The sequence below is a fragment of the Bradyrhizobium sp. 956_D2_N1_4 genome, assembly GCF_052076025.1.
Lineage (GTDB): Bacteria > Pseudomonadota > Alphaproteobacteria > Rhizobiales > Xanthobacteraceae > Bradyrhizobium > Bradyrhizobium barranii.
This window is the reverse complement of record NZ_CP197237.1, coordinates 4203089-4222387: the sequence shown is the minus strand read 5'-3', so window position 1 is coordinate 4222387 and position 19299 is coordinate 4203089. Positions and strand designations below refer to the sequence as shown.

Below are 19299 nucleotides of genomic sequence, written 5' to 3'. Positions count from 1 at the left end.
CTGCTGCTGGGCGCAAGACAAGACCCCGCCAAGCCGCCCATGGGCCGGCAGGATCGCCACGCAGGTCGCGTGATGAGAGAATTTCAACTGTCGAATTGCTCGCGGCTGCGCCCCGCCGTCCGGAGCAGGGTGCCGCCATTCCGGGGACGTGGTGCATGGGCAACGCAGGCGACGAGGACTCCAAGCGCAGCAGTCGCGCCGGTCCCCCGGCGGCCGCGAAGCAGGATTTGAGCGGGATCGGCACTGCATTTGCGCCAGGGATGATCGGAGCGCTGCTGTCGCGGATCTTCAACTGGTCGCGCAGCGGCGTCGGGCCGCGCCTGCTGGCCGCCGTGCTGCTGTTCTCCTCGATCGTCACGCTGATGCTGACCGCGCTTCAGCTCTATCTCGACTACGACCGCGAGGTCGGTGTCATCGAGACGCGGCTCGACGAGATCGGCCGCAGCACGACCGGCAGCCTCGGCGAGAGCCTGTGGAATCTCGACCAGAACCAGCTCAAGCTCCAGCTCGACGGCATCATGCGGCTGCCCGACATCCGCGCCGCCGAGGTGCGCGAGGTCGCCGATCGCCCCAATCCGATCCGTGTCGCGGTCGGCGAGCCGAGCACCCGCTCAGCCGTGACACGCGACTATCCGCTGAGCTACAGCGTCCAGGGGACGTCACGCCCGATCGGCGTGCTCCATGTCGAGGCGACGCTGGCCGAGGTCTATCAGCAATTGCTGAACCGGGCCCTGGTCATCCTGGCAAGCCAGGCTGCGAAGACCTTTGTCGTCTCGCTGTTCATCATCTACATGTTCCATCTGCTGGTGACACGGCATCTGGTCGCCATCGCCGAGTTCGTCGGCCAATACAGCCTGTCGCGGCCACCGCCGCCTTTGCACCTCGAGCGCCGGCCGCCCCGCGATCCCGACGAGCTGGACAAGGTGATCGACGCCTTCAACGCGATGTGCGCGAACCTCGGGCGCGCCTATGGCGAGCTGCGCGAGGCCAACGCAAATCTCGAGCGCGACCTGAATATCCGCCGGCGCGCCGAAGAGGACGCGCGTGCCAGTGAAGAGCGTTTCCGCGACTATGCCGAGACCGCGTCCGACTGGTTCTGGGAGACCGGACCGGATCATCGCTTCACCTACGTATCCGACCGGGCCGGCGCCTTCGGCATGGACAACAAGGCGCTGGTCGGCAAGCACCGCACAGATGCCGCCTCCGACCGCGACGCCGAGCCTGAGAAATGGCGCGCGCACGTGGCGACGCTGGACCGCCACGAGCCGTTCAGGAAGTTCGAATATCGCGGGCGCGACGTGGCCGGCCGCATGCATCATTTCAACGTCAACGGCCAGCCGATCTTCGCCGCGGACGGACGCTTCATGGGTTATCGCGGGTCGGCCACCGACCTCACGGCGCAGCACGAGGCCGAGGAGCGGCTGCGCCAATCCCAGAAGATGGACGCGATCGGTCAGCTCACCGGCGGCGTCGCTCACGACTTCAACAACGTGCTCACGGTCATCACCGGCACCATCGAGATCATCCAGGAAGGGCTTGCCGACAAGCCCGAGTTCGCCGCGATCGCACAGCTGATCGACGATGCGGCGGCGCGCGGCGCCGAGATCACCTCGCAGCTCCTGACCTTCGCGCGCCGCCAGCCGCTGGAGCCCCGCGACATCGACGTCAACGCACTCGTGGTCGAAACGGCGAAGCTGCTCAAGCCGATCCTCGGCGAGCATATCGAGATCGTGACCCGGCTCGCGGACGGCGCCTGGTCCGCGATGGCAGATCCGTCGCAGCTCTCGTCCGCGATCGTCAATCTCGCCGTCAATGCGCGTGACGCGATGCCGGGCGGCGGCCGGCTCACGCTGGAGACCGCGAACCGCGACCTCGACGGCACCAGCGGTGCCGGCGACGGCGATGTCATGCGCGGCGCCTTCGTGATGATCGCGGTGGCCGACACCGGTCACGGCATCCCGGCCGACATCCGCGAGCGCGTGTTCGAGCCGTTCTTCACCACCAAGGGCGTCGGCCGTGGCACCGGGCTTGGGCTCAGCATGGTCTACGGCTTTGCCCGCCAGACCGGCGGCACCGTCGTCATCGAGAGCGAGGAGGGGCGCGGCACGGTGATGCGGCTGTTCCTGCCGCGGTCGAAGGGCGAGGCGCCGGCCAGGACGGCGCCGGTTCAGCCGCCCGCGTCGGCACGCGGGCACGAGACGATCCTCGTGGTCGAGGACGATCCGCTGGTGCAGGGCTATGTCATCGCCCAGCTCGGCACCCTCGGCTATCGCACGCTCGCCGCCAGCGACGGCGCAGCCGCGCTTGCGCTGGTCGACCAAGGCGTCAAATTCGATCTCCTGTTCACGGACATCATCATGCCCGGCGGCATGAACGGACGGGAATTGGCCGAAGCCGTCCGGCTCCGCCGGCCAGGAGCGAATGTGCTCTACACCTCCGGCTACACCGACGACACCATCGTCCACGAAGGACATCTCGATCCCGGCCTGGCGCTGCTCAGGAAGCCGTACCGGAAATCGGAGCTTTCGCAGAAGATCCGCGAGGTGCTTGCAGGCGAGCCGTCGGCCTGAGCGGAGCCATCCATGCAGGCGCCCACCCATGAAAAAGGCGCGGCGGGGAGGCCCCGTCGCGCCCGATTTCTTGCTCGCTGGTCCAGGGCTGAGAGCGCCCCGATGCCAAGCCTTTCGTCAAAGCCTAGCGGGCGATCCCAGCGAGGTGACAGCGCTTGAGATAAGACACTGGATCACCTCCTTTCGTTTGGTTTCGGGACTCTGAATATAGGACGAAATCCCGCCGCCGTTAAGGGGCGCCCGGGGGCGGGAACTAGCCTGTCCGCAAGACGGGAAAGACCGGTCCGGAGCAGTTGAGACTGCCGCCCGGTCGTGTTAGGGAGCCAGTGATGCGGGTGTAGCTCAATGGTAGAGCAGCAGCCTTCCAAGCTGAATACGAGGGTTCGATTCCCTTCACCCGCTCCAAATTTTTCGAAGATTTTGCGAGAGTGGTCAGGTTTCAGTCTGACAAATCGGCTGCTTGACACGTCCTGATGCTCGCTTTGCGATCGACTGTTTCGCGGTGGAACGATCGTGGTGTGTACTCTGGCGGGGGCCGCGCTCGGACCGCGGCTACTGCGGTGGTGAGGTGTTGCGTCAATACCGACGTCGAACTCGAAACCGCGACAAATGCGTGTCGGCGATATCAGTGTCGATAGCTCGCGTCCCGATGGAAGGCCGCGCAAACTGCTCGACGTCAGCCGTCTCGCCAAGCTCGGCCGGCGCGCCACGACCTCGCTTCACGATGGCTTGAAGTGCGCCTATGCGGGGTATCGGGCCGGCGCGCCGGTGGCGGCGCGAGAGTAGGAACCTTCACCGCAAGCAAGAGTTGGCCGGTCGGGCAGGGCGAAAGGCCACACGAGGCCGACCGTGCAAGGAGCTGTGCGCGTGCGCTCCACCGCGCAAATCGCGGTTCATCCGATGCTGGTGCCATCGACAAGACCGGCGCATTGCTGGTCGCCGACGACAGCGGCAACGCCGTGTGGCGGGTGACGGCGGCCCATCCGCAGGTCACGCAGCGCTGGATATCGAGGAGTTGCACCATGGGCCTTGCTCAATACGCGATCGTGCCGGTCGAGGACGAATGGGGCGTGCTGCATGACGGCGACGTCAAAAGCAAATACGCGACCAAGGAAGCCGCGTTCGAGTCCGCGGTCGCTGCCGCCTCCCTGGCGATCCGTCAGGGGCATGAGGTGCATGTCAGCGTGCCCGGTCGCGAAGCCGGCGAGAATGCGCTGGGAAGCTAGGGATACGATCAAGCCCGTGCGCTTGTGATCCTGAGCGAGTACCGCGCCACGACTGCGCATCATCCCTACGTGAACGAGATCCGCTAACCTGTTTCCGGCCGTCGCCACGCCACCCTGATCCTTCCTACTGACCGACGATGGCGTCGATTTCCTCTTTCAGGAGGGCGCCGTAATGTTCGAGGACGCCCGGCGTCAGCTTGGCGCAGAGCAGCGTGAAACTGAGCGCCGCGCCCGGCTTTTCGCCCGGCGTCATGATCGGCAATCCAACTCCGGCAATGCCGGGAATGAGCTCGCCCACATCCACCGCGTAACCGCGGCGACGGGTGTCGGCGATCAGCTGTCGAACCTTGTTCTCGGTGAGGTTGCGATAGGTCGCGTAGCGCCCGAGGTTGGCGCGGATGATGTAGTCCTGCTCGTCCTCGTCCAGGAATGCGAGCATTGCGATCGAGCCCGGGCCCACGCCGAGGGGGACGAAGCCGCCGATCGATCCCGTCAGCGTCGGCACGATGCATTCGCCGTCGCGCCGGTCGAGACAAACGGAATCGTGGTTGAAGCGGGCCATCAGATGGGTCGTGTCGCCGGTGCGGCGCCTGAGCCGGGACAGCGCGATCTCGCAGCGGCTGATGATGCCGGGGCCGCGAGCCGCGCGGACGCCGTAGATCGCCATGCGTGCACCCAACCTGTAGCGCCGTTTTTTGTCGTCGCGGGCAAGCAGCTTGTGACCGACCAGCGTGTTGAGGATGCGGTGACAGGTGGCGGTGTTTAGCCCGGAGCGGGCCGCCAGGTCCTTGAGCGATAGGCCCTCGACGCCGCCATCGGCGACGAGATCCAGCAGGATGACGGTCCGGTCGAGCAGCTGGGCTCCACCGGAGGGCGGTTGGGCGATCACCGGCACAGTATCTCACATTATGAAAAAAGAGGCCTCGGCAACTTGTACATTGAGAAAGATGCGTCTCCAATGATGAAAATTAGGTCGCTTGAGATTGATGCATATTTTTTGAGCGACCTGATTTCTGCATTCGCAAAGCTGATGGCTGACGCGGCGCTGTGGCAACAGCGCTGGAAGGCCGTGATTTATCCAGAGGAACAGGATGACAGGCTTCAAAACGATGATGGGCGTTTCCGCTGTTGCGCTCGCTGCTTTTTTTGCTGGTAGCGCCGCCGTGGCGGGCACGCTTGAGAACGTCAAGGCACGCGGCAAGCTCGTCGTCGGCGTGAAGAATGATTACGTGCCCTATGGCTTTCTGAACGACAAGGGCGACATCGTCGGCTTCGAGGTCTCGCTTGCGAAGTACGTTGCCAAGGAGCTCCTTGGCTCCGAGGATAAGATCGAGCTCGTGCCTGTCGTCGCGTCCAATCGCATCGAATTCCTGACCGCCGGCCGCATCGATGCGATCTTCGCCACGCTCGGCGTCACGGCCGAGCGCGCCAAGGTCATCGACTTCACGACGGAATACGTTTCCGCTGCCGGCCCGTCCGTGCTGGCGGCCAAGGAAGCGACGGTCTCCAAGTGGGAAGAGCTGAAGGGCAAGTCGGTCTGCGGCATCCAGGGCTCCTACTACAACAAGAAGATGACCGAGGAGTACGGCATCAATCTCGTGGCCTTCAAGACCCAGCCGGAAGCCTATCGTGCGCTGAAGGACAATCGTTGCATCGGCTTCGTCTTTGACGACATGACGCTTCAGCAGAAGCTCAAGGAGCCCGATTGGGCGAGCTACAAGATCGCGGTGGCGCCGTATGAATTCCAGCCGATGGCCGGCGGCCTCCGCAAGGGAGACACGGAATTCCACGAAGCCGTCGACAAGGCCATCGCGAAGGCCGAGGCCGAAGGCAAGCTGATTGCGTGGGAGACCGAGTTCGGCATGCCGCACTCCGACTACATCGCCGCGCGGGCGAAGGCTGCGGTCGCGAAGAAGAACTGACGCACACGGAGCGGCCTTTGTTCGGACTCGACTATTCCTGGCTCGCGGATCCTGCGTACCAGCAATGGCTGCTGACCGGTGTTGTCAACACGCTGAAGCTGGCGGCGCTCTCATCGGCGGCCGCCATCCTCATCGGGATGCTCGGGGCCCTCGGGCTCACGCTGCGGATTTTCTGGCTCGATGCCCTGATCGAGCTGTTCGTAGAGGTGTTCCGCAACACGCCGCCGCTGTTGCAGATGTTGTTTGCCTATTTCACCTTCTCGAACCTCGGCCTCAAGGTGACCGATCCGTCGACGGGATTATCAGTTCCGCTTCTCAGTGCCTTTGCCTGTGCTGCGATTTCGCTCAGTCTCTTCGGCGGGGCGCTGGCGACCGAAGCCTTCCGCTCCGGCATCGAAACCATGCCGCGGTCGATCATCGATGCCGCACGGTCGCTGGGGTACGGCCGATGGGGCCGCTTCTGGCGCATCGAGGCGCCGATCGCCACCCGCATCTGCCTGCCGGGACTGACGAACATCCTGACCAACCTCTTCAAGACGACGTCGCAGGCATCCGTCATCACCGTGCCGGAACTGATGTACTACGCGGGACAGATCTACAATGACACGTTTCGCACGCTGGAGGTCATGATTCTGGTCCTCCTCATATACGTGGTGCTGGTGTCCATCCTCACATTTGCGATGGCGAGGCTCGAAGCCTTCATGGCCTTCCCGGGTTACGGGAGGGGGCATTGATCGCGGGCTCCATGCTCTCCTATGAGGGAAAGAAGCGCGCCGTTCTGCTGCTGATCGCCCTTGGCGTCGCGGTCTGGATCGCGGTCGATGCGGCGGCGGGCGGCGCGGCGCACTGGAGCCGCGTGCTGGCGCGGCTTCCTCTGCTTCTCACCGGCTCGGCGTCCGGCTGGCCGATCACGGGCGGCTTTGCCCTCAATATCATTCTCTCGATCGCCTCCATGGCACTGGCGACGGTGCTCGGTACGATCATGGGTCTTGCGACGCTCGCCAGGTTCGGACCGATCCGGGTCCCGTCTCTTCTGCTGATGAATTTCCTGCGCAATTCACCCTGGCTCGTTCTGCTTTTTGCAACGCTCTATTTCCTGCCGTTTGAGATGCATGTCTTCGGCACGACCATTGCGTTCCCGCCGTTCGTGAAGGCCGTGATTGGCCTTGCGCTGCCGACGGCGGCGAATTTCTCCGAGGTGATCCGGGGCGCCGTTCAGTCCATTCACAGCGGTCAGTGGGAAGCGGCACGTTCGCTCGGCTATGGCACCGGCCAGATCTATCGCCACGTGATCATGCCACAGGCGCTGCGGCGCATGATCCCGGGCTGGATGAATTCCTACGCGTTGCTGATGATCGCGACAGCGCTCGCCACGGTGACCGGTATCCAGGACGTGCTGACAATTCTGAATACTTTGCTCGCCATGGAGAACGAGCGCGTGATCGTCTACTTCTATTTGACCATCCTCTTCCTGTTCATCGCCTATTGCTATCCGATCGCGGTCGTCGCGCGCCGGTTGGAACGCGCCGTGAAGGGAGAAAGCCTGTGAGCCGCATCGACGCGCTGATCGAGCTCGACAACGTCCGCAAGTCCTTCGGTGACGTCCCTGTTCTCAAGGGCATTTCGATGTTCGTGCAAAAGGGCGAGGCAGTCTGCATTATCGGTCCTTCCGGGTCGGGAAAGTCCACCATTCTGCGCTGCATCAACGGCCTGATTCCCGTGGACGAAGGCTTTGTCCGCGTCGGCGCACACCGGGTGCATGAAATGAGGTCGGAAAAGCAGATGCGGGTGCTGCGCCATCAGGTCGCGATGGTGTTCCAGCAGTACAATCTTTTCCCGCATCGTACGGCACTGGAAAACATCATGATGGCGCCGATCCAGGTTCTCGGACACGATCGCGCCGAAGTCGAGGAGCGGGCCCGCAAGCTCCTGAAGAAGGTGCGGCTCTCGGAGAAGGCGGACAGCTATCCGGGGCAGCTGTCCGGCGGCCAGCAGCAGCGCGTGGCAATCGCCCGCGCACTCGCGATGCAGCCGGAAGCGATCCTGTTCGACGAGGTGACGGCTGCGCTCGATCCCGAAACGGTAAAGGACGTGCTGTTCGCGATCCGCGAACTGGTGGAGGAGGGCCTCACCTGCATTCTCGTGACGCACGAGATGAAGTTCGCCCGGGAGGTCTCGCAACGCGTTTGTTTCACCGATCGTGGTCTGATCGTGGAAAGTGCGCCTCCTGCGGAACTCTTCGACAATCCGCGAGACCCGCGCACGCGCGAATTCCTCGGTCAGGTTCTCTGATCGCACCACCGGGGCGGACGCGCTGCGTGGTGCGGCCATCCCACGTGCAATGAAAATGAAAGGTGAGCCGGAAGGCCCAATACATCATGCCTCGTTTTGATGACATCTACGCCAAGGACTTCAAGGAGACGCCTTACTGGTGGGAGGCCGCGGAACCGGAGACTGATCTCGATCCGCTGCCGGAGCGAGCCGACGTCGTGGTCATCGGCTCGGGCTATGCCGGGTTGAATGCAGCGACTCATCTGGCGCGCGCCGGGCGCTCCGTCGTCGTCATCGACGGTGACCGGATCGGGGAGGGAGCCTCGACGCGTTCGGGCGGGATGGTGTCGAGTGGCCAGAAGCTGGTGGTTAGTGGTGCGATCAAGGGAATCGATCCCGTGCTCTTCTCGCGCCTGATCGGCGAGAGCAACGAGAGCTTCGATTATCTGAAGATGCTGGTCGAGACGGAGAAGCTGGATGCGGGGCTTGCGCTCAGCGGCCGCTTTTTCGGCGCCCACGCCGTGGGCGATTACGAAACTCTGAAGCGGCATGGCATGCTTCTGGCGGAAAAGACCGGCGTGACCGCACATTTCCTCGATCGCGCGCATCAGCGATCGGCGATCGGTTCGGACTATTATCACGGCGGCATGGTGATCGACGAATATGGCGGTCTGCATCCGGGCAAGTATCACAAGGCGCTGCGCGACCGGGCGCGCGCCGCCGGCGTCATGCTGCGCTCGCATGCGCGCGCGGGTATGGTGCAGGATGGTACGAAAGGAGAGAAGATCGTGCCGACCGCTCGAGGTGCCATCCGGGCTGCCCACGTGGTCGCAACCACAAACGGTTACACCGCCGCCGATGCGACGCCTGGCCTCGCCAGCCGTATCGTGCCGGTCAAGAGCTATCAGATTGCCACCGCGCCGCTGCCGGCCGATCTCTTGGCCGAGCTCGTTCCGCAGGCCCGCATGGTGTCCGACACACGCCGTGATTTGATCTACGCCAGGCCGTCGCCTGACGGGACACGGCTTCTGTTCGGTTCACGCCCGGGCATCTTCGACATGCCCGACAAGCTGGCCGCGAAGCGGCTTTATGCGCGCATGTTGGCCATCTGGCCGCAGCTTGCGGGCGTGAAGATCACTCATGCCTGGAGCGGGCGCGTGGCCATGACCGTCGACAAGATAGCCCATCTCGGGGCTCGCGACGGCGCGGATTTCGCGGCTGGTTGCAATGGCAACGGTGTCGCGCTGATGACCTTTCTCGGCTACCAGACAGCACGCAAGATTCTCGGCGAGCAGAACATGCCATCGGCCTTCGATCGCGAGACATTCACGGCCGTGCCCTTCTATTCGGGCAAGCCCTGGTTCGTGCCGCTCTTTGCCGGCTGGTATCGCCTGCGCGATTTCCTCGACCGTCCGGGACGCTGAGCCCGGGCGGCACATCCGGCCCGGCTCGCCTTCCGCGTACCCGTTTCAAGGAGGACCACGTGTCCAGGATTATTCCTGATCTTGTCGTCGCGCCGCAGGAGCTGCCTGCGCATGTGGACGTCGTCGTGATCGGCGGCGGCATCATCGGCGTGTCGACCGCGCTTTCGCTGGTTGAGCGTGGCGTCTCCGTTGCCCTGTGCGAAAAGGGATTGATCGGAGCAGAGCAGTCGTCGCGAAACTGGGGCTGGGTACGCCAAATGGGGCGCGATCCGGCCGAGTTGCCGCTCGCGATCGAGAGTCTTCGGCTCTGGCGTGGCATGAACGAGCGTATCGGCGGCGAAACCGGCTTTCGGCAGGCCGGCATCGCCTATCTCTGCGACACGGATGCCGACGTTGCGATGTATGACGAGTGGTTGAAACACGCCACGTCCTTCGATCTCGACTCTCGCTTCGTAAGGGGCGAGGCGCTGAAGACGCTCATGCCGGGTATGGCGAAACCGTTCCGTGCCGCGCTGCATACGCCGAGCGACGGCAAGGCGGAGCCGTTTATCGCCGTCCCTGCAATCGCGCGCGGCGCGGCCGCGAAAGGGGTGCATATCCTCACCAACTGCGCGGTCCGTTCCATCGAGCGATCGGCGGGCAGGGTGAGCGGCTGTGTCACCGAGCGCGGCGAGATCCGCTGTTCGTCCGTCGTGCTGGCGGGAGGGGCTTGGTCGCGCCTCTTCGCCGGCAACATGGGCATCGATCTTCCGGTCCTGAAGATCCTCGGCAGCGTCGCCCGCGTTTCTTCGATCGAGGGCGTTCCGGATTTTGCCGTTGGTGCAGGCAACTTCGCTTTCCGCCGCCGTCTGGATGGAGGGTTCACTGTCGCCCAGCGCAACGCGAACGTCGCCCCGATTACGCCGGACAGTTTTCGATTGTTCTGCGACTATGCGCCGACGCTCATCAAGAGCTGGAACGAACTGACGCTTCGCATCGGCGGTCAGTTCGTTCGCGAGGTGAAAATGGCCCGCAGCTGGAAGAGTGATGAGGTTAGTCCTTTCGAGCATGTCCGCATTCTTGATCCCGATCCGTCGCTGCGGTTCGTCCATGGCGGCGTCACCCATCTGTGCGAAGCCTTCCCGGCGTTCCGCGACGCCAGGATCATGCAAATGTGGGCTGGCCTGATGGATGTCACGCCGGATGCCGTTCCAGTTATCGCGCCGGTCGGCTCCGTTCCAGGCTTCTATCTCGCGACCGGCTTCTCGGGCCACGGCTTCGGTATCGGTCCTGGCGCCGGCGCCCTGATGGCCGATCTCGTGACCGGTTCGACGCCTTGCGTAGATCCCGCACCCTTCCGGATGGAGCGCTTCAAGCGCTTGAAGAGGGCCGCCTGATTTTTGATGCCCACGCCAAACAAGGTGTAGTCGTCACGGGAGCTCTTCTCGTGGCAGACGGCGGCGGCCGGTCTCCCACACACAGTCGCGCTGTCTGATGCGGGCAATCTTGCTGGCACGGGAGAAGCGAGCCCAGCGTGCGCTTGTGGCGAAAAGCGTGTTTTGAACTGACGGTCTGAAAATATCTGGTCGTCTCTGCGTCGGATGTCGACGACGCGTCTCCGCCGGAGCGCTGCTGATCGGCGCACAATCGCCAACTGTGTTCAAGTCCGGCGAAAATAACATCATGTTAGGTTTATCGCATAACTGGGTAATTGTGTTAGCCCGGCGAAAGCCTATTGTCGCGACCAATCGGATACCCATCGGCAGTGACAAGCGCTCGCGGAAGTCGGCAGAGCGCCCGGAGAATGCTGCCCAATTTCTAGCGAAGCCCGACAACGGGACGTCAGCAAACCCAGTGGAGGAATTTTCTGCGATGACCACGACTCGCACGATCCGTCACATGAGTCAGTCCAGGAAGGCCGCTGCCAGCGGCTGGATCGGTTCGGCTCTCGAATATTATGACTTCTTCATCTACGCGACCGCCGCGTCGCTGATCTTCCCGCAAATCTTCTTCCCGTCGGAAAATCCCACCGTCGCCATCGTCGCATCGCTGGCGACCTATGGTGTGGGATATGTGGCCCGGCCGATCGGGGCCTTCGTCCTCGGACATTGGGGCGACACCCATGGCCGCAAGACCGTTCTCATCGTCTGCATGTTCCTGATGGGCATCTCGACGATGGCGGTGGGTTTTCTGCCGACCTATCAGCAGGTCGGCATCCTGGCGCCGATCCTGCTCGTCATCCTGCGCCTTGTGCAGGGATTTGCGGTGGCCGGTGAAATCTCCGGCGCGAGCTCGATGATCCTGGAGCATGCGCCGTTCGGCCGGCGCGGCTTCTATGCCAGTTTCGCCCTTCAGGGCGTGCAGGCCGGACAAATCCTCGCGGCAGCCGTGTTCCTGCCGCTGGCGGCCTATATGCCGACCGACGCATTCAATAGCTGGGGATGGCGGATTCCGTTCCTGCTCAGCTTCTTCGTCATTGTCGCAGGCTACATCATTCGTCGCGAAGTCGACGAAACCCCTGCCTTTGCGCAAGAGGGCGCACGGGGAGAAACGCCGCGGTCGCCCATTGTTCAGGCCATCAAGCTGAGCTGGCGCGACATGCTCAGGGTCATCTGCATGGCTCTGATGAACGTCATCCCGGTCGTTGCGACCATCTTCGGTGCGGCCTACGCAGTGCAGCCGGCCTATGGCATCGGTTTTGCCAAGGACGTCTATCTGTGGATCCCGGTCCTCGGAAATATGCTGGCCATATTCGTCATTCCCTTCGTCGGCAATCTCTCCGACAAGGTCGGTCGCAAGCCTCCGATCATCGTGGGCGCGCTGCTCTCAGGCTTGCTTGCCTTCGTCTATCTCTATGCCATCAGCATCAGGAATGTGCCGCTGGCGATCCTGGTGTCGCTGCTGATGTGGGGCGTCGTCTATCAGGGCTACAACGCCATCTTCCCGAGCTTCTACCCGGAGCTGTTTCCGACCCGCACGCGGGTGTCGGCGATGGCGATCTCGCAGAACATCGGAACGACCATCACCGCGTTGCTTCCGGCCCTGTTTGCGACCGTGGCGCCTCCCGGCTCGGACAATATCCCCTTGACGGTGGGAGCGATCGCCTTCGGTATCACTGTCATCGCGGCGCTGGCGGCCGTGACGGCCCGGGAGACCTATCGGGTCAGTATCGACGATCTCGGCAATCCCAAGGCCGTTCCGATGCCGCGGGCCGACTATGAGCGGCAGCGTGCGGAGGCGGCGAGCGGTGCGGCCGCAATTCCGACCTGAAGGGCACGCAAGGAGCCTGCCGCTGCGATCGATGATGTTTGCAGCGGCAGGGCTCGATGCGTTACTTGAGTCCTATTCGAACTCCGTGCGCGCGAGCGCGATCATCATGAGGTCAAGGGATGAACCCCGTTGTTGTTGCTGTCGCCATCACCGGCTCCGTTCCGCGCAAGAAGGACAATCCCGCGGTGCCGATCTTGCCCTCCGAGCAGATCGAGTCGACGCAGGAGGCCTTCGAGGCCGGCGCCACGCTTGCCCATATCCATGTTCGCAACGATGACGAGACGCCGTCCTCCGACCCCGCGCGCTTCGCGCAGGTGCAGGAGGGGATCAAAAAGCATTGTCCGGGGATGATCGTTCAGTTCTCGACCGGCGGGCGGGGCCGCGATCCCTCGGCGCGGGGATCATCGCTTTATCTGAAGCCGGACATGGCCTCGCTGTCGACAGGATCGGTGAACTTTCCGACGATCGTCTACGAGAACGGCGCCGCCCTGGTCGAGACTCTCGCGACCGGCATGAAGACAAATGGCATCCGTCCGGAAATCGAGATCTTCGATCTGTCGCATCTACACGGTGCGCGGCGTCTGATCGAGGCGGGGCTGATGGACTCGCGCCCGCACGTGCAATTCGTCATGGGCGTCAAGAATGCGATGCCGGCCGACGAGCATGTCCTCGACATCCTCCTGGGAGAGCTGAAGCGGCTGATCCCGACAGCGACGTGGACGGCGGCCGGGATCGGACGCCATCAGGCCGAGGTCATGGGCTGGGCGCTTGCGCGCGGCGCCGACGCGGTGCGCACCGGGCTCGAGGACAATATCAGGATCGACAAGACCCGCCTGGCCGCCAGCAATGCTGAGCTCGTGACCATCGCCGGCGAGGCTGTCGCGCGCCACGGCCGGCGCGTCGCGACCGCGGCCGAGGCGCGATCCTTGCTCGGGCTCGCGGGGTAGGGGCTACTGCCTCCTGCTGACATGCTCCCGGCCGCCTTCTGCCATTCAGCGGCCGGCGTTCCGCTGCGCCAGGACTTCCGTTATCAAGACTCCCGCTATGACGTGTCTGTGCGCACGCATGCAGCTGGGGCAGGCGACGATCGGAATGCGGTTCTTGAAATCTGACGGCAGGCTCATCGGGGTCCTGCTGGTGCTTGCAATCACCCAGCTCATTGGATGGGGCACGATCGGCCTTCCGCCGATCGTCGGCCGTGACCTCGCGGCCGATCTCGGCATGAGCCTCCCGATGGTGTTTGCGGGCACCTCGACGCTCTATGTCACCATGGGCCTGTGCGCGCCTTGGCTCGCCAAGGCTTTTGCGCGGCACGGCGCACGCAAGGTGATGATGGTGGGCACCGTCGTGGCCGTGCCGGGCTATGTCCTTCTGTATTTTGCGCACGAGCCGATGCTCTATTTCGTGGCCTGGGTCATCCTCGGCATGGGCGGCAGCGCCACGCTGTCGACCGGCGCCTATATCATGCTCAACGAGGTCGCCGGGCGACAGGCCAAGAGCGCGATTGGCGCGCTCATGCTGGTGACGGGACTGTCCGGCAGCATCTTCTGGCCGACCACCTCGTTCCTGAGCGGCCATTTCGGCTGGCGCGGCACCTGCCTCGTCTACGCCGCCATGCTGTTTCTCGTTTCGCTTCCGCTTTATGCTTTCGCAACTCCGCGCCGGGCCGTCGCGAAGGAGGGAGGCACCGTTCCCGCAAAACAAGCCAACGCGCTGTCGATTCCGCGGAGCACGTTCGGCCTCGTCGTCGCCGCGATCACCGTCAATGCCTTCGTCACTTTCGGCCTGAGCGCCGTTTTCATCGAATTGCTGCGGGCCGAGGGGCTGGCGCCGGCGCAGGCGATCGCCTTCGGCTCGATGCTCGGCGTGATCCAGGTCAGCGCCCGCGGGCTCGACTTCCTCGGCGGCGGGCGCTGGGACGGCATCACGACGGGGCTTGTCGCTGGCACGGCGCTGCCCGTGGCCATGCTGCTCTTGATGCTGAGCGAGGGGGCGACCTGGGCGGTCGCGGTCTTCATCCTGCTCTACGGCGCCGGCAGCGGCGCCATGGCGGTGGCGCGGGCGACGATACCGCTGGTGTTCTACGACCAGGCCGAGTTCGCCAAGGCGTCGTCGATGATCGCGCTGCCGCTCAATCTGGCCTCCGCGATCTCGCCGCCCGTTCTTGCCGGCCTGCTCACCCAGTACGGCAGCCGCGGCGCGCTCGGTCTCACCTTCGTCTGCTCCTGCGCAGCGGTGCTGATCCTGGTTCTGCTCGGCCGCCGCCGACCGCAGGTGGCCGCGGCCGGTGTGGTGTGAGGTCGGCGGCACGTCGGTTGCCGCGAGTTGCCGGTCGCTTCCTATTCGTTTTCACCGAGTGTCGCCCGGCCGCCACAGCAAAAGCGGGGGGAACCCGCTAGAGTTGGAATCGTCAATCCCATGGGCTGGAATATGCAATGAAACGCACGCTGATCTGCCTCGCCGCGCTGGCCTGCTCCGCCGTCGCTGCGGATGCTGCCGACTTGCCCGTTAAGGCAGCGCGCTCTGTCGCCGTGTCGCCCTTCGCATGGACTGGCTTCTATGCAGGTGTCCAAGGTGGTTACGCGTGGAGCCAGGATCGCACTGTCGAATTCTTCTTGGGCGGGCCTCCGACCGGCTTCACGCATGGGTTCCGCGCGGCCGGCGGCTTCGGCGGTGTCCATGTGGGCTACAACCATCAATTGGACAGGCTCGTTGTTGGCCTTGAGGCCGATGTAGACGTGGGCCCGGTGAACGGCGGATTTAACATCCCGTTTTTCCGATACGACGCGCGCAAGGAGTGGGAGGCCTCCGTTCGCGGACGGCTCGGCTTTACACCGACTGAGCGCCTGCTGCTCTATGTGACGGGTGGCTTGGCGTTCACCGAGCTGAAGTACCGGTGGACGTCGACATTGGCAGTTCCCACGGTGGATGCCGACATTTCGAAGACCGGATGGACCGCAGGCGTCGGCGGAGAAGCGGCGCTGACCTATCGGGTTACGGCGCGCCTGGAATATCGCTATAGCGATTTCGGCACGTCCCGTTTCGACTGGCCCGACGTCGGGAGCTACGAGCAGCATCCTCGCTTCCAGTCCGTGCGCGGTGGAATCAGCGTCAGGTTCTAGCCGTCATCAGCGGCGCGGATCGCCGTGGCGGAGCGCCGGCGCAGGCGTGATAGCCGTGGCGCGGAAATTCGCCCGCCGCAGGGCCGCTCCTGCTGCCGGGCGATGGATAGCCGTATGCCCCGAACGCAGTGCTCAGAACTCCAAAATGGTGTATCCGCAGGGAGCGCGGCCAGGGCTTAAGGCCGCCGCGCCAATATCAGTTCCCGGAGGAAATCGACATGTCGGCCTTGCCGCTCTCAGGCATCAAGATCCTTGACCTCACCCGCGTGCTGGCCGGGCCCCTGTCGGCCCAGATGCTGGGTGATCTCGGCGCGGAGGTGATCAAGATCGAGCGGCCGGGCACCGGCGACGACGCGCGCGCCTTCGGCCCGCCTTATCTGACCGACCCCGAGGGCAAGGCGAACAACAACAACTCCTTCTATCTCTGCGCTAACCGCAACAAGAAGTCGGTCACCGTCAACATCGCCAAGCCCGAGGGGCAGGCGATCATCCGCGCGCTCGCCAAGGACGTCGACGTCTTCATGGAGAACTACAAGGTCGGCGACCTCAAGCGCTACGGCCTCGACTACGAGACGATCAAGGCGATCAACCCCGGCATCATCTATTGCTCGGTGACCGGCTTCGGCCAGACCGGCCCCTACGCCCCGCGCGCCGGCTATGACGCGATCCTGCAGGCGATGGGCGGCCTGATGAGCGTCACCGGCCATATCGACGGCGAGCCCGGCGAGGGTCCGATGAAGGTCGGCCCGTCGATCGTCGATTACATGACCGGCATGAACACCTCGATCGGAATTCTCTCGGCGCTGTACCATCGCGACGCCAATGACGGGCAGGGGCAGCACATCGACGTCTGCCTGTTCGACACCGTCATCGCATCGCTGTCGCACTGGCTGCAGATCTACCTCGTCAACGGCAAGATGCCGCCGCGCCGCGGCACCTGGGGCAATGGCGGCATGCCGGCCGGCGTGTTCCGCTGCACCGACGGCGAGCTGATGCTGGTGGTCGGCAATGACGGCCAGTTCCAGCGCACCTGCGCCGTGCTCGGCGAGCCCGAGCTCGCCAATGACAAGCGCTTCGTCAAGAACAACGACCGCGTCGTGCACGGCAAGGAAATCATGGCGATCTTTGCCGGCCTGTTCCTGAAGCAGCCGGTGGCCTACTGGCTGGACAAGCTGGAGGAGGCCGGCGTGCCGTCGGGGCCGATCAACAATTTCGAGCAGGTGTTTTCCGATCCGCACGTCCAGTCGCGCGGCATGCGGGTGAAGGTCGACCATCCGTTCGAGCCCGATCTGTCGCTGATCCGCAACGCGCTGACCCTCTCGGAGACCCCGATCGAGACTTATCGTGCTCCGCCGCTGCTGGGCGAGCACACCCAGGAGGTGCTCGGCGGCAAGCTCGGCTATGATGCCGGCAAAATCGAGCAGCTGAAGCAGCAGGGGATTATCTAGCTTCGCTTCCTGATCCTCCCAGGGCGTGCCGGCGAAGACCAATGCGGAGTTGGTCGCGCATGCGACAGCGATCCTGACCAGCCTGGGAGCGACGGTTGCGACCACGGACGACGCGCGCGCCATGTTCGGCCTTGCCTGAGGCTTGCGCGCAATCCCCAGATAAACCCGGTCCGTACCCGCACAGGCTTCCGCTTTGCGCGCGACTCTGATGCGATCCTCCTGACGCAAGTCCGGGAGGGAACGCATGTCCTACACGATCGGGTTTCAGGCCAAGGACCAGAAGGCAATTCTGGCGACCGAGGCAGCAACGGCCAATCAGGCCGTCGCCATCATTGCAGCGCTGCGGCAAAGCGCCGACGAGATAAAGTTCATCCGTTCGCCCCAGGAAGGCGAGATGGGCATCGAGATGCTGCTGCTGCTCGCCAAGGAAGAGGCCGAGGAGATGCCGCAGCGGGTGTAAGGCACGATCCGGAAAACTGCGCAGCGGTTTTCCCTCGCGACAAACGCGGAACGGGTTTGCGCGGAGATCATGCTCAAACAAAAACTAGAGCGCGATCTCATCGCGCTTTAGGCTCGCAGCCACACTTCGAGCTTAAGCGAAGCATGCCGGCTGCAAAATAATGTAGCAAGGCGCCAGTCTCGCTCGAACCGAAGGTGGCTGCCGATGAAACGCGAAGCGCTCCGCGTCGAACCGATCTCGTCCTTTCTCGACCGCGTCAAGGCGCCGACCTCGCCGGTCACGCGCGCCGGCAACATGATCTTCGTCGCCGGCCTGCCGCCGTTCGACCCCGAGACGGGCGAGATCGGGGGGATGCCAATCGCGCGGCAGAGCGAGATCATCATGGAGCAGATGAAGCTCTGCCTTCAGACGGCAGGCGCCTCGCTCGACAATGTCATGAAGTGCAACGTCTACTGCACCTCGACCAAACACTTCGCCGTCTTCAACGCGATCTATGCGCGCTATTTCCCGATCGATCCGCCGGCGCGCATCTTCGTCTGCACCCCGGAATGGTTCGGCCCCTTCGACGTCGAGATCGACTGCATCGCGATGATGTGAGGGGGATTTCCGCGGCCCATCCTTCGAGGCGCCCGCTTGAGGCGGGCGCCTCAGGATGAGGACGGAGCGCGCGGCTTAGATTCAACGGGCAACAATGCCGATTAGCCTCATCCTGAGGAGACCGCAAAGCGGTCGTCTCGAAGGACGAGGCGTGCACGAGAAATCGATCGAGCTCATTCGTCAGCGCGCGTCTCGCGCGAGTAGGCGCGCGGGCGCCTTCGTCTCGGTCCGCCCCGCCGTCAGCGCCATCGTCGCGACGCTGACGACGCGCGCGACGACGTCCTCGACGTCGTCGAGATCGCATTTGCCTTCCGACAGCTTCGTCAACCGCTCGCTCTCGCGGATGGTGTGGTGCGCCATGGCGAGCGCGAAGTTCAGGCCCCAATAGATATCGACGTCGCTGCGGTCGGGCAGGGACCGTCGCATGGCGCCCGCGAATTTCCGCAAATGGTCGATCTCGCGGTTCTTGATGCGGCGGATCGGCGGCACGGATTCGATCGAGGCGCGGATCATGAAGCGCGCCGCGGTGGATCGCTGGTTTTCCGGACCAAGGCAGCCGCGCAAGGTCGGGCCGACCAGGGCGCGCAAGATCACCTCGATCGGCGCACGACCGCCGCCTTGTTCTTCCGCGGCCTTCAATTCGCGCAGGCGTTCGCGGTTGGTGGCGATCGAGCGCGAGACGAACAGCTCCGCGATCAATTCGTCCTTCGAGCCGAAATGATAATTCACCGCCGCGAGGTTGACGTTGGCCTCCGCGACGATGTCGCGCAGCGTCACGTCGCCAAAGCCGCGATCGGCATAAAGCCGTTCGGCGGCGGCGAGAATGGCAGACCTCGTATGATCGCTGGCCATGGATGCCCCTCGGGGAGGGAGTTGCAATTCAAACACTTGTATGAAACTATCGTTTGAAGGCCGGAGAAAGTCAATCCGCAATCGAGACTCGTTCGCAACGCGCGAGCCGGTTCCGAGGCGTCCGCAAGCATTCGCGCTTGCGGGGCGCGTGCGGCGGG

At 63.9% G+C, this 19299-nt stretch carries 18 protein-coding genes, 1 tRNA gene and 1 pseudogene; 18 read left to right on the top strand and 2 right to left on the bottom strand.

From position 1 onward, the window contains the following. The first annotated feature begins 155 nt into the window (after positions 1-155). The 4 genes and pseudogenes from AB7535_RS19975 to AB7535_RS19960 all read left to right on the top strand — a co-directional run bounded on the left by AB7535_RS19975 (position 156) and on the right by AB7535_RS19960 (position 3796). Entirely contained in the window at positions 156-2570 is a 2415-nt protein-coding gene (locus tag AB7535_RS19975) for an ATP-binding protein (RefSeq protein ID WP_354133639.1), read from the top strand. A gap of 331 nt (positions 2571-2901) precedes the next feature. After that, positions 2902-2975, top strand: a tRNA-Gly gene (locus AB7535_RS19970). A 213-nt stretch (positions 2976-3188) separates the two neighbouring features. After that, positions 3189-3356 (top strand): annotated as a pseudogene (locus AB7535_RS19965) (GDP-L-fucose synthase); the annotation flags it as partial. 236 nt (positions 3357-3592) lie between these two features. Continuing rightward, positions 3593-3796 (top strand): hypothetical protein, encoded by a 204-nt coding sequence (locus tag AB7535_RS19960; RefSeq protein WP_063986285.1) that lies wholly within the window; start codon positions 3593-3595, stop codon positions 3794-3796. 124 nt (positions 3797-3920) lie between these two features. On the opposite strand, the gene AB7535_RS19955 is transcribed toward AB7535_RS19960, so the two are convergent. Continuing rightward, entirely contained in the window at positions 3921-4685 is a 765-nt protein-coding gene (locus AB7535_RS19955) for an IclR family transcriptional regulator (RefSeq protein ID WP_245344277.1), read from the bottom strand. A gap of 202 nt (positions 4686-4887) precedes the next feature. Here AB7535_RS19955 and AB7535_RS19950 point away from each other — a divergent pair, with 202 nt between their 5' ends. The 14 genes from AB7535_RS19950 to AB7535_RS19885 all read left to right on the top strand — a co-directional run bounded on the left by AB7535_RS19950 (position 4888) and on the right by AB7535_RS19885 (position 18289). Then, on the top strand, positions 4888-5718 hold the full coding sequence (locus AB7535_RS19950; protein ID WP_354115495.1) for a transporter substrate-binding domain-containing protein: 831 nt from the start codon (positions 4888-4890) through the stop codon (positions 5716-5718). A 17-nt stretch (positions 5719-5735) separates the two neighbouring features. Continuing rightward, positions 5736-6452 (top strand): amino acid ABC transporter permease, encoded by a 717-nt coding sequence (locus AB7535_RS19945; protein WP_085405391.1) that lies wholly within the window; start codon positions 5736-5738, stop codon positions 6450-6452. Continuing rightward, positions 6449-7267, top strand: coding sequence for an amino acid ABC transporter permease (locus tag AB7535_RS19940; protein WP_245344279.1), 819 nt, complete (start codon positions 6449-6451; stop codon positions 7265-7267). The genes AB7535_RS19945 and AB7535_RS19940 overlap by 4 nt, the downstream gene beginning before the upstream one ends. Beyond that, on the top strand, positions 7264-8010 hold the full coding sequence (locus AB7535_RS19935) for an amino acid ABC transporter ATP-binding protein (RefSeq protein ID WP_085405393.1): 747 nt from the start codon (positions 7264-7266) through the stop codon (positions 8008-8010). The genes AB7535_RS19940 and AB7535_RS19935 overlap by 4 nt, the downstream gene beginning before the upstream one ends. Before the next feature lie 86 nt (positions 8011-8096). Continuing rightward, positions 8097-9413: an NAD(P)/FAD-dependent oxidoreductase gene (locus tag AB7535_RS19930; protein WP_085405394.1), complete on the top strand. Its 1317-nt coding sequence runs from the start codon at positions 8097-8099 to the stop codon at positions 9411-9413. Between the two features lie 59 nt (positions 9414-9472). Then, positions 9473-10789: an NAD(P)/FAD-dependent oxidoreductase gene (locus tag AB7535_RS19925; RefSeq protein WP_085405395.1), complete on the top strand. Its 1317-nt coding sequence runs from the start codon at positions 9473-9475 to the stop codon at positions 10787-10789. 475 nt (positions 10790-11264) lie between these two features. Next, on the top strand, positions 11265-12662 hold the full coding sequence (locus AB7535_RS19920) for an MFS transporter (RefSeq protein ID WP_085405396.1): 1398 nt from the start codon (positions 11265-11267) through the stop codon (positions 12660-12662). Positions 12663-12781: 119 nt separating this feature from the next. Next, on the top strand, positions 12782-13609 hold the full coding sequence (locus tag AB7535_RS19915) for a 3-keto-5-aminohexanoate cleavage protein (RefSeq protein ID WP_085405397.1): 828 nt from the start codon (positions 12782-12784) through the stop codon (positions 13607-13609). Positions 13610-13754: 145 nt separating this feature from the next. Continuing rightward, entirely contained in the window at positions 13755-14960 is a 1206-nt protein-coding gene (locus AB7535_RS19910) for an MFS transporter (protein ID WP_085405572.1), read from the top strand. A 137-nt stretch (positions 14961-15097) separates the two neighbouring features. Beyond that, complete coding sequence (locus AB7535_RS19905) at positions 15098-15784, top strand: outer membrane protein (RefSeq protein WP_085405398.1); 687 nt, start codon at positions 15098-15100, stop codon at positions 15782-15784. Positions 15785-16002: 218 nt separating this feature from the next. Continuing rightward, positions 16003-17232, top strand: coding sequence for a CaiB/BaiF CoA transferase family protein (locus tag AB7535_RS19900; RefSeq protein ID WP_085405399.1), 1230 nt, complete (start codon positions 16003-16005; stop codon positions 17230-17232). A gap of 25 nt (positions 17233-17257) precedes the next feature. Next, complete coding sequence (locus AB7535_RS19895) at positions 17258-17371, top strand: 3-keto-5-aminohexanoate cleavage protein (RefSeq protein WP_085405400.1); 114 nt, start codon at positions 17258-17260, stop codon at positions 17369-17371. A gap of 105 nt (positions 17372-17476) precedes the next feature. Then, complete coding sequence (locus AB7535_RS19890; RefSeq protein ID WP_014494475.1) at positions 17477-17692, top strand: hypothetical protein; 216 nt, start codon at positions 17477-17479, stop codon at positions 17690-17692. Positions 17693-17896: 204 nt separating this feature from the next. Then, on the top strand, positions 17897-18289 hold the full coding sequence (locus AB7535_RS19885; RefSeq protein WP_085405401.1) for a RidA family protein: 393 nt from the start codon (positions 17897-17899) through the stop codon (positions 18287-18289). A gap of 180 nt (positions 18290-18469) precedes the next feature. Here AB7535_RS19885 and AB7535_RS19880 read toward each other — a convergent pair whose 3' ends face one another. Continuing rightward, a complete protein-coding gene (locus tag AB7535_RS19880) occupies positions 18470-19141 on the bottom strand; it encodes a TetR/AcrR family transcriptional regulator (protein ID WP_085405402.1) in 672 nt (223 codons plus the stop codon). Between the last annotated feature and the right edge of the window lie 158 nt (positions 19142-19299).